Genomic DNA, 10,018 nt, shown 5'->3' with positions numbered 1-10,018 from the left:
GAGCTTTCTGTGCCTGTTAGTAACTCTCAGATTAGCTTCACAGTAGCCATACGGCCATAGGTAATTTTACTGGAAACATATGTTCGTCCGTACAGTGGCCGCAGGAAGGCGATTACAGACAAGATTGAGATAGGTGGCTATCTCCATGGGGTTTGTCTTCTGTTCCTCGGAGAGAGTGATCACCAGACCGGGACGGTAGAGAATCAGGGTAGTACTCCCCACCTTGCCTCGTCGAGTGGCATCTTCTCCTACCATTACCCGGAGTTTTTGGGTAATGGCATCCATCACTTTTTCGTCGTTGGTTCGGGGGTCTGCCTGTTTTGCGTGTGCACCGCTGGCGGTTGCCAGGAGCGCAATCACCGGGAGACAAGTGAGTGAAAAATGAGCGTGTTTCATTGTTTATAGGAACCTTTCGTCGGGGGAACAAACGGAGTGCCAAGTGTATACGCCCCCATGTCGATACAGTTGGAGAGATCAGCGCCCTCGAAGCTCGCGTTAGACACATCGGTCTGTGGGCTCTCCCCCGAGTCAGTGGCAAGAATATTCTCGGGGCGCGGAGTGCGGTCGGTGTTTTTGCCATCCACCATATCCACAAAATTCTGTGGGAAGATCCAGTCGGCGGCATAGACATTGTAGTCAAAGACCGTGGCCGGATCCCAGTTCACTCGCAACGCTTGTCGGAAGTTCGCATTGAAGAGCCGTACCGCAATCTCGGTGTTCAGGCCACCGGAGGCAACGTCAATATCCGATGTCAGCTCCGCGCTCCCACTAGCGACCTCCAGACGAAACGCGGCATCGAGACCCGCCAGATGCAGAGGATTGCTTGCCGTGAGTGGCTCTTGCTGCAGCTGCTGCAGAATGGTTTGCTGGGTGGTGCGGGCAACCGCATTGCAAACTCGGGTTCGTAGCTTGACCAGCTCGCCCATGAGAGAGAGGCTGGCGCTGTGGAGGGGAGCCTTGACGGTCTTGCCCAAAGGCCAGCGGTCGAAGAGCAGGCACTCCTTGGCATTTGTCCAGTCCGACTCAAAAATCTCTAAAAGCAGTTTTTGCAGTACGTCGTCTTTGCCAGAAATCGACTGGACGTACTCGGGTGTCAGGCGTCCCATAAAGGAAGTCATGCTGGCCTGATCCTGACTCTGGGCGGGTGAGGCAGAGAGAAAACAAGAGGCCAACCCCGAGCAAGACCGACAGACGCAGAGCGGATAGGGTTCTTGTCCCTTGGTTGTGTTTCATGTTTTAGGTTATAACGCTGAGGTCTATACCAATTCCTAACAGCATCGTAAAGCCTGTACAATGGAGGCCATGACAACACGGTGCGAGGTGCGGGTTCTAGGACAGATCGCCGTTACGTTCGCCGATGGACGCGAGCCGGTGATGAAGTTCCGGACGCAAAAGGCCGCGCTGTTGCTCACCTATCTGGCGCTCCACGCAGGCAAGGCGCACGCGCGTGAGTTTCTCATCGAGCTGCTCTGGCCCGAGGTAGACACCGCCGTCGGGCGTAATAATCTCAGCACGACGCTCTCGATTCTGCGCAGGCAGCTTGAGCCGGGCGGTGGGAAAGACCTCTTTATCGCCAACCACACGACCGTGCAGCTCAGCGCCGAGGGAGTCGGGGTGGACGCACGGCGCTTCGAGGTGCTTGTCAAGCGTGGCCTGCACACACGGCTGGCCAGTGCGGAGCGGCAGGAGGCTCTGCAGGAAGCACTCGCGCTCTGGGCACCGCCGCTAGCGGGCATCTACGATGACTGGGCACTCGACGAACAAGCACGCCTTGAAGCCCTCGCCGACCAGGCGCGAGAGGCAAGCGAGAGCCTGCCCGAGCTTGCGGTTACCGAAACCGTGACTACCACACCCGCTGCCGCCGACCCGCTGCCCGTGGCGTTCTCCCGGTTTTTAGGCCGTGAGAAAGAGCGCGACGCCATTGGGGAGCTGCTGCAAACCACTCGCCTCATCACGCTGCTTGGCCCTGGCGGCGTGGCAAAGACCCGGCTCGCGCTGGAGGTGGCACGGGCAAGCTACGACGCCTTTGCGCGGACGGTCTTTGCCTCCCTGGCCGAGCTTCCGCTGCCGTCGCTCATCGTCCCCACCCTGCGCCGCGCCCTCACCGACGCCCCCCCGCCGCCGACCCGCTGGCGCAGCTCGTGGCGACGATCAACGTGATTCCGGGCAGAGTGCTCCTGATATTAGACAACCTGGAGCATCTTCTCCCCAGCGATATCGCAGACGACGCGGACGAAGAAAAATCGCGTTTTGGCGCGGCGCGGGTGGTGCGGCAGTTGCTGGAGTCCTGCCCGAAGCTGGTGATCCTTGCCACCTCGCGCCAACCCCTCGGAGTCGAGGGCGAGCAGCAGGCACTGGTCGAGCCGCTGGCGGAGACCGTGGGCGTCGAGCTTTTCATGGATCGTGCCCGCGCCGTGCGCCCCGACTTCGTGCAAAACTCCGGCAACCAGGGCGAGATCGCGGCGATCTGCACGCTTCTGGACGGACTGCCCCTCGCCATCGAGCTGGCGGCGGCCTGGGTGCGCGTGCTCTCGCTCAAAGAGCTACGGGGGCAGCTCAAAAAAGAAGTGCTCTGGCTGGAGGGGCGGCGGCGCGACCAGAACCCGCGCCAAAAGAGCCTGGAGGCGACCCTGCGCTGGAGCTGGCAGTTGCTTAGCGTGGGGGAAAAGAACCTCCTGTGCGCCCTCTCGGTCTTTCGCGGTGGCTGGACGATTGAAGCCGCCGAAGCCGTGGGCGCTCTGCCCGACACGCGGGACCTGCTCTACAGCCTGGTGGAGAAGTCGGTGGTGATTGTGGAGCCGCGCCCCGACGAAACGCGGTATCGCTTTCTGGAGACGATTCGGCAGTTTGCCCACGAGCGCCTTGCCGAGAGCGGCGACGAGGCAGCGTTCCGCGCAGTCCATCTCGCGCACTTTCTGGCGCTGGCCGAAGCTGCGGAGCCAAACCTCACCGGCCCGGAGCAGGGGATCTGGCTCAACTGCCTTGAATTGGAGCACAACAATCTTCGTGCGGCGCTGAGCTGGAGCTGTAAATTCCCCCAAACTGGTGCGCTGGGGTTGCGTCTGACGGGGGCACTCTGGCGGTTTTGGGTGGTACATGGTTACTTTGCTGAAGGTCGCGAATATCTCACTAAAGTGCTGTTAAGCAATGAAGGGGGAGTTCCCTTGGTTCGTGCAAAGGCACTGCAAGGGGCAGGTGTGCTTGCCCGAATGCAAGGAGACTACGCTTCCGCGCGTGCACTCAACGAGGAGAACCTGGCTCTAAGGAGAGAGCTGGATGATCGGCAGGGCATTGCGATGGCGCTGAACAATTTGGGGAATTTGGCCCAGGATCAGTCGGACTATGTCTCGGCGTGTAAGTTATATGAAGAAAGCCTCGCTCTCAAGCGAGAGCTGGGTGACCGTCAAGGCATCTCTAACTCACTGAACAATTTGGGGGGAGTGGCCTATTACCAGGGCGAGCATGCCTCATCCCAGGCTTTGTATGGGGAGAGTCTCGCAATCGAGCAGGAGCTGGGTAACCCGACTGGCATCGCCCGTTCCCTGGGAAATCTAGGAGTTGTAGCCTACTACCAAGGTGACTACACTTTGGCGCAAGTGCTCCACAAAAAGAGCCTTGCTATAAAGCGGGAGCTCGGTAACCCCCTGAGTATCGCTCTCTCCCTGGAAGAGCTGGCGGCGCTGCGTGCTGTCACGAACGCTCCCCTTCTGGCTTCTCAGCTCTGGGGCGCGGTGGAGAGTCTACGGGAGCAAATCGCTTCGCCCCAGTCCTCCCAAGCACATGAAAGGCAGGCGGGACAGGTCGCCGCCATTCGCGCGACGCTTGGCGATAATCCCGCTTTCGATGCCGCGTGGGCAGAGGGTCGTGCGCTGACACGGGAGCAGGCTATCGCACTGGCGCTGGATGGCGGCCTCACCTAATCTTTGACTGCTGGAGAGATGGATGCCAAAGCTCTGGTAGTCGTCGCTGAATTTTATCTTGCACTACCAGGTTTCGTTATCAACGACTATGCCTCGGCGTGTGCTCACTTCAAGGAGGCTCTGATGATCTGCCAGTTCCGGGCTCGTGGTGGAGCGGCTTGCCCAGCCGGAGCGCCCCGTGCCCAACCTGTCCACTTGCCTAAAACCTCCTCGTCACTCTTTTCTCCGATGTGTTACACTTAACACATAAGTGACGATGGTGCGTTTATAGTGATCTCAAGGATGCTTGTGACGCACTAAAGATACCTCGACAATGAAGCTCAAGAACCAACACTTGTTTCTCATTAGTATGTTGATGGGAACGGCAATCGTGGTCGCTCCTTTGGTATACGATCGCCTGGTGCATGGCCGCGCCCCGAAAACCACAACGCTTACCCCAGACGTGGAGGTCACCGCGCAGATTGCACAGCGACAACTGCGCACAATTCAACAGGCAGGCTATAAGACCCTGATTGATTTTCGCCCCGATAGCGAGGTGGACGGTCAAGCTTCCTCAAAAGTGATCGAGAGGGAGGCACAAAAAAATGCACTTTCCTTTTTTTACGTTCCTATTCCTCATGGCGATGCCGTGCCGGAAGATGCTGTCCGTAAGCTCTCCGAGATTTTGAGTAGCTCGCCACCTCCGTTCCTCCTGTACTGTCGAAGTGGTCGTAGAGCGACACGTGCGTGGAGCCTTGCTGAGGCATCGCGACGCTCAGGTCGGAGTGCAGAGGGTATTTATCAAGCCGCAAGTGGCACAGGCTATTCGATTGAGGATCTAAAAGTATCCATCAAATCTCGGGTTTCCCGGCGGGATGCCGGTTTGGGAAACACCAAAGGAGGCAGATCAAGTGGAGACACAGCGAAAAAATAGCCGCTACTGGGCAGTGCTCGGCAGAGTGGCTGTCGTTATTTCCGGGGTGTGGGTAGGTGTCGTTCTCGGCTATATCCTTTCTCTCCTCACGGGGCTAATCCAGATCTGTGGTTAATACACATGAATGACGATGACGCGTTCTTTATCGCTCTAAGCCACACGAGCTGGGGCCTGGTTCCCTTTGTCGTCGCCGTCGGGCTAGGCGTTGCCCTGTATTTTCTCACCAAGCGCTGGCAGGATCTACGGGAGCATCGGATTCTCCTCGCACTCATCGTTCTTTGGCTACTCTTTCTCCAGAGCATGTTTCTCAATCTAGGAGGATTGATGCATTTCGGGTGTGCTCAACGGGTTGGGCGCAATACCGCCTGCCGCGAAAATATGAAGCAGCTCGGCGTGGCGATGATGCAGTACGTGCAAGACTACGACGGCACCTTCCCACCAGCTAATAGCTGGGAAGCGGCACTGAAGCCCTACCTCAAAACGCCATTGACATGCCCAGCAGTAAAGACGAAGGGCAGCTACGGGATGAACAAAGCGCTGGGTGGCCGAAAGCTCGCCGAGATCAACGACCCCACCAAAACCGTCGCCTTCTTCGAAACCAATGCCCTTGGCCCTTCGTTTTCTGGCGGTGTAGCGGACATGGCAAAGGAGCGACACGGTGGCCGCTCCAATGTTGTCTTCGCTGATGGCTCCACGCCAACCTACCCCAATCCCAACCGGAAAGAGTTTATTTGGGACATCCCCACGGCTACGACGAAGGCATCGCCACAATAAACTCCATACTCTGGGCCAGAACCGGCTTACTTGACGGTGATCTTGGCAATGACGCACTCACCGCGGCCTTTGGGGTTGGCGCGGCTCTGGATCGTCCAGAGGTCGGTGCGGTTGTCGCCGTCTAGCACGGTGCAGGAATAGTCGCCCCACGCGACCCCATCGGTTGCGCCCTCGCCCTCGCCGAGGCTCTGCACGGGGCGGGTGGTGCCCTTGGGATCACTGGCCTTGCGCGTGGCGTAGCGCGGGCTGATGAACATCTCGGGGCCGGTCTCTTGAAAGCCGATCAGCACATCATTGTTTTTATTGACCGCGATCGTGGTCTGGATGTAGCCGTTGGTAGGGTGCGCGATCCGCCCCCCCTGAACCTCGATGCCGTCAAGCGTGAGCTGGTGCCACTGCACGGCGGCACGGCCCTCGAACTCCACCACGTGGGAGAACCAGAGGTGCTTGTTCTGAATCACCAGGTTCTTCGGGTTGCGATCCCCCGACGAGGTCTTCTGCCCTGTGCCCTTCTGCGGCGACTGCGGCGGCCAACCAAAGTGCGTAAATCCGTGGGGCTTGCGCGTCACCGACGCGATCTTCGGGGTGCCGTCGCCCGCATCTGCCACACGCGTAATCACTATCTCGCGGTCGGTCAAGTCCACAAAGTAGAGGTCGTCTATTGGGTCCAGCGTGTTGACGGGGTGCCCGAGACTGCCCGCGAAGTGCCACGCGGTGGCGGGCTTTCCGGACTTGAGCTCGGCCATCTTCATCACAATCGTGCGCTCGGGGCCACCAGGGAAGCTATAGCCCAGCCACTTGCGGCTGTAGCCATTACCGCCGCCGTCCACGGCCTGTGTGATCGAGATCGGGTAGGTATTCCATGCGCCCCTTGGGTCCGCGGTCTCGGAAACAGAGATATTAACGGGCTTTGTCTTCGCCGGGTCGTAGTACCACCAGAGATCAAAAGCAAAGACTTTGTTATGGACATCGAAGAACAGCTTGGGGTCAATGCCATCGTTGAAGGCTTTCTGAGAGACGCCCTGAATAAAATTGCCTTTGGTGTCGTAGATAATCAGGCCGCTGTTGGTGCCATGGAGCACAAAGCCATTGCCCACGGCGATCTGTGGGTCCACTTGCCGGTTGCCATCCATCGAGCCATCGAAGGCGAAGACACCATTGGCCGTGCGGGGATTGCCACCCTGCTTGCGCTCTTTGGCGGTGCCGCGCTTATTGAAGGTCTCATTGCGAATCGGGGTGATCAGCTCATTTCGGGCTGGTTTGTCACTTCTTTGTTGGGACAGTCTTGAAAAAAGCATACGAGAATTATACCGTGTGTAGGTAGTTGTCTTTTGTCTGAATGTAGTTCTCCGCGGAGTAGCGCAGAAACGCGATCTCGGCGTCGGTGAGGGGCCGGATCTTGGTGGCGGGCCGTCCCAGGTAGAGAAAACCGCTCTCCAGCACTTTCCCAGGCGGTACCAGGCTCCCGGCCCCGAGCATCACGTGACTCTCGATCACGGCATTGTCAAGAACAATCGAGCCCATGCCAATCAGCGACTCATCGCCAATCGTGCAGCCGTGCAACACGCACGAGTGCCCCACCGTAACATAGCTTCCAATAATCAGCGGTGCGCCCTTCGAGCCGCCATAGCCCGCGTGAGTGACATGCCCCATCGCCAAGTCCTGGAAGTTCGTCCCGCGTCCGATCACAATCTTGTGCACATCGCCGCGCAGCACCGCGTTGCACCAAATAGAAACATCCTCGCCCAGGGTCACATCCCCAATCACCTGCGCCGAGTCGTGCACGAAGACCCGCTCAGCGAGCTTTGGAAACGTTTCTAAGTAATACGAAAGAGCCATAGTGGTTAGATTCTACCGTGTGCAAGCCGCGCATCGGGATTCCGACCCCACGGGATTCCGCCCACGTTCCTGTGGGCGGTTCGTTGTGGGCAGCGCCCGTGCGAGTGCGGTGGTCGCCCAGGCGGCGGCGCTTACGGAGATAAACTGGTCTTTGCCATGCGGGTAGCCGGACTCAAAGTAGGTCTGGATGGGCACGCTTCGTGTGACGACGTGCCAGGAGCCGTCGGGGAGCTGCTTTTCGAGGAGATAGCGTAGGCCCTTTCGGTAAGACGCATCGGTTGTGGCAAGTCCCCCCGCCTCATTCAGCACGACGAGAGCCGTGGCGGTGGCGTAGACATCGGTGTCCATCGTGTTGTTCTGTGCCCAGCCGCCGTCTGGTTTCTGCTGTTGCGCCAGCTCCTGCGCCGCTTTGCGAAGCTCCGCCTCGGGGGCATCCGCCGTCTGGAGTGCACGCAGACGGAACACGCGATCCTCAGTATCTACTGCGGGTGTCTTGAGCAGCCACGTGCGCACCTGTGCAAAGCGTAGTGCTTGGCGCTCTTTTTGTTCAGGCGTGCCAAAGACTTTCAGACCGTACAGAGCGACATGCGTTGAGGTGAACAGGCTCTGCTGGGTCGGGGGGCGGCGCGAGGTCGGGCGCCAGTAATCGAGCTCACTCTGCCAGCGCAGGAGATACTCCGCCACAGCCCCCGTGGTCGCATCCGGCTTCCAGCCCGCCGCATCAAGTGCCCAGAGCGCGTAGCCCGCCGTGTCTATCTGGCCGCCCTGTCCCTTTCCGACAAGATACTGCTTCCGGTTGGTCTCCAAAAAATCCACCGTGAACTTTACCTGCCTGCGCAGCTCCTCCTCGTCTATCTTGAAGCCGCGCACCTTCGCCGCCGAGAGTGCAAGAATCGTCAGCCCCTGGCTATGGCAGGTGAAACACTGCGCCCGCTTCTCGACCGAGCCGCGTGCTCCCGCCGCCAGCAGAGGCAGCGATTTCTCGACGGCAGCGCGTAGGCTGGCATCGGTGGGGGCTGCCACTTGATCCGTCTTGCCTCCCCGCGCCACGGTGAGCAGCGCGAAGAACGTGAGAGCCGCGAGCAAAATTCGTTTCATCATAGTTCGTCAACCTTTAGATGCCATTATGCCATTATGCCATTATGCCACTATGCCGTCGTGGCAAAGACCTGAATTTCATTGAGGACGCCTTTAAATGATTGCAGCCCCCGATCCTGGAAGACGAGACCAGAGCCATCTACCAAGTCCTTGACCGTGCGTGTCGCAATCACCTCGTCGGGCTGTGCAAAGAGCATGATTCGGGCAGCCACGTGCACTGCAATTCCTGCCAGATCCTCGCCGCGCGCCTCGCACTCGCCCGTATGGACACCGGCGCGAATCTCCAGGCCCAGTGCGCGTGTGCGTGCGACAAGGCTCTGGGCACAGCGGACGGCGCGCGCGGGGCCGTCGAAACAGACGAGAATACCATCGCCCGTGAACTTTACCAGCCGCCCTCGGAAGCGTGCCACCTCCTCAGTCGCAGCCCTATCGTGCGCATCCAGCAAGCTCCGCCAAGCCGCGTCGCCCAGCGCTTGGGCACGGGCGGTGGAGTCAACAATATCGGTAAAGAGAATCGTGGTGAGAAAACGCTCCGTGGAGTCGTCGCGGCTTGTCACCTGGCCAGTCACAAACTCCTCAATGGGATCCACAATCAAGTCATGGTGCTCGTCGCGCCAGCTCACATGGAAGTCGCCCTCAAGCTCGACATAGCGCTGACAGTTAGGGAGCCGCTCCGCTAAGTAGCGCCCATGTGCTACGGAAAGCACCGGGTCTTGGGCGGCATGAATTACCAGAGAGGGCGCACTCACCAGGGGAAGTGCCTCGCGGACATCTATCAGCTGGTTGTGGCGCATGATCCGCGCCGCCATCTCGGGCGTGGCAGTGTAGCGCTCCAGACGCGACATGACCCGCAGCTCGGAGTCAGGATCGGGTGCGTGCTGGGCAAAGTGGCGCAGGACATTGCCGGTGCCCCACTGCTCCTGCACCCTACTCGCATACGCGGCGGCGGCTTCGTCCGGGCGGCCAATCGGATAGTCCGGTGCCCAAGCCAGCCGTGCATACGAGCCGTAGACCACCAGTTTTTCGACCCGTTCGGGATACGTCGCTGCAAAAAGAATAGACAGTGGCCCGCCTTCCGAGAAGCCGCAGAGCACGCAACGCGCGAAGCCCGCCGCGTCCATCACGGCACGAATGTCGTCCATGCGCTCTTCCAGCGAGCCAAAGTCTACCGATCTATCGGAGAGGCCCGTGCCACGCTTATCAAAAGTGGCCACACGGGCAAAGCGCGAGACGCGCTCCAGACCATGACGATAGAAAGGACTCTCCCAGTTCATGTCCACATGGGAGATAAACCCAGGCACCCAGACAAGCGGTGGCCCCTCACCCGTCACCTGAAAAGCAATCGTCGTGGAGCCACTCTGCGCGTACTCGATATCCACTGTACGGACGAACATATGTTTCCAGTAAAATTACCTATGGCCGTATGGCTACTGTGAAGCTAATCTGAGAGTTACTAACAGGCACAGAAAGCTCA

The 10,018-nt window shown here is 59.2% G+C and carries 10 protein-coding genes; 4 read left to right on the top strand and 6 right to left on the bottom strand.

Annotated elements, in window-relative coordinates; genetic code table 11:
* Nucleotides 1–66 precede the first annotated feature (66 nt).
* Both ACH2EH_RS18100 and ACH2EH_RS18095 read right to left on the bottom strand, forming a co-directional pair.
* Nucleotides 67–396 carry a hypothetical protein gene (locus ACH2EH_RS18100; protein WP_395143795.1) on the bottom strand — a complete coding sequence of 110 codons (330 nt, stop codon included), beginning with the start codon at nt 394–396 and terminating at the stop codon, nt 67–69.
* The gene (locus ACH2EH_RS18095; RefSeq protein WP_395143794.1) at nt 393–1,118 is read right to left on the bottom strand and encodes a hypothetical protein; all 726 of its coding nucleotides are present in this window, start codon (nt 1,116–1,118) and stop codon (nt 393–395) included. The genes ACH2EH_RS18100 and ACH2EH_RS18095 overlap by 4 nt, the downstream gene beginning before the upstream one ends.
* 184 nt (nt 1,119–1,302) lie before the next feature.
* Between ACH2EH_RS18095 and ACH2EH_RS18090 the strand changes: the two genes are divergently transcribed.
* The 4 genes from ACH2EH_RS18090 to ACH2EH_RS18075 all read left to right on the top strand — a co-directional run bounded on the left by ACH2EH_RS18090 (nt 1,303) and on the right by ACH2EH_RS18075 (nt 5,607).
* The gene (locus tag ACH2EH_RS18090) at nt 1,303–2,160 is read left to right on the top strand and encodes a winged helix-turn-helix domain-containing protein (RefSeq protein WP_395143792.1); all 858 of its coding nucleotides are present in this window, start codon (nt 1,303–1,305) and stop codon (nt 2,158–2,160) included.
* Nucleotides 2,142–3,920: an ATP-binding protein gene (locus ACH2EH_RS18085; protein ID WP_395143790.1), complete on the top strand. Its 1,779-nt coding sequence runs from the start codon at nt 2,142–2,144 to the stop codon at nt 3,918–3,920. The genes ACH2EH_RS18090 and ACH2EH_RS18085 overlap by 19 nt, the downstream gene beginning before the upstream one ends.
* A 313-nt stretch (nt 3,921–4,233) precedes the next feature.
* Nucleotides 4,234–4,833, top strand: coding sequence for a beta-lactamase hydrolase domain-containing protein (locus ACH2EH_RS18080; protein ID WP_395143788.1), 600 nt, complete (start codon nt 4,234–4,236; stop codon nt 4,831–4,833).
* A 120-nt stretch (nt 4,834–4,953) separates the two neighbouring features.
* Nucleotides 4,954–5,607, top strand: coding sequence for a DUF1559 domain-containing protein (locus ACH2EH_RS18075; RefSeq protein WP_395143787.1), 654 nt, complete (start codon nt 4,954–4,956; stop codon nt 5,605–5,607).
* Nucleotides 5,608–5,633: 26 nt separating this feature from the next.
* On the opposite strand, the gene ACH2EH_RS18070 is transcribed toward ACH2EH_RS18075, so the two are convergent.
* The 4 genes from ACH2EH_RS18070 to ACH2EH_RS18055 are packed head-to-tail and all read right to left on the bottom strand — an operon-like array spanning nt 5,634 to nt 9,938.
* Complete coding sequence (locus tag ACH2EH_RS18070; RefSeq protein ID WP_395143785.1) at nt 5,634–6,905, bottom strand: hypothetical protein; 1,272 nt, start codon at nt 6,903–6,905, stop codon at nt 5,634–5,636.
* 7 nt (nt 6,906–6,912) lie between these two features.
* Nucleotides 6,913–7,446: a gamma carbonic anhydrase family protein gene (locus ACH2EH_RS18065; protein ID WP_395143783.1), complete on the bottom strand. Its 534-nt coding sequence runs from the start codon at nt 7,444–7,446 to the stop codon at nt 6,913–6,915.
* A gap of 12 nt (nt 7,447–7,458) precedes the next feature.
* A complete protein-coding gene (locus ACH2EH_RS18060; protein ID WP_395143781.1) occupies nt 7,459–8,547 on the bottom strand; it encodes a prenyltransferase/squalene oxidase repeat-containing protein in 1,089 nt (362 codons plus the stop codon).
* A 47-nt stretch (nt 8,548–8,594) separates the two neighbouring features.
* Nucleotides 8,595–9,938, bottom strand: coding sequence for an adenylate/guanylate cyclase domain-containing protein (locus tag ACH2EH_RS18055; RefSeq protein ID WP_395143780.1), 1,344 nt, complete (start codon nt 9,936–9,938; stop codon nt 8,595–8,597).
* Between the last annotated feature and the right edge of the window lie 80 nt (nt 9,939–10,018).

The sequence above is a fragment of the Armatimonas sp. genome, from assembly GCF_043760365.1.
In the GTDB taxonomy this organism is placed as follows: Bacteria; Armatimonadota; Armatimonadia; order Armatimonadales; family Armatimonadaceae; genus Armatimonas.
The sequence above is the reverse complement of the archived record's forward strand: the minus strand, read 5'-3'. Positions and strand labels throughout refer to the sequence as shown.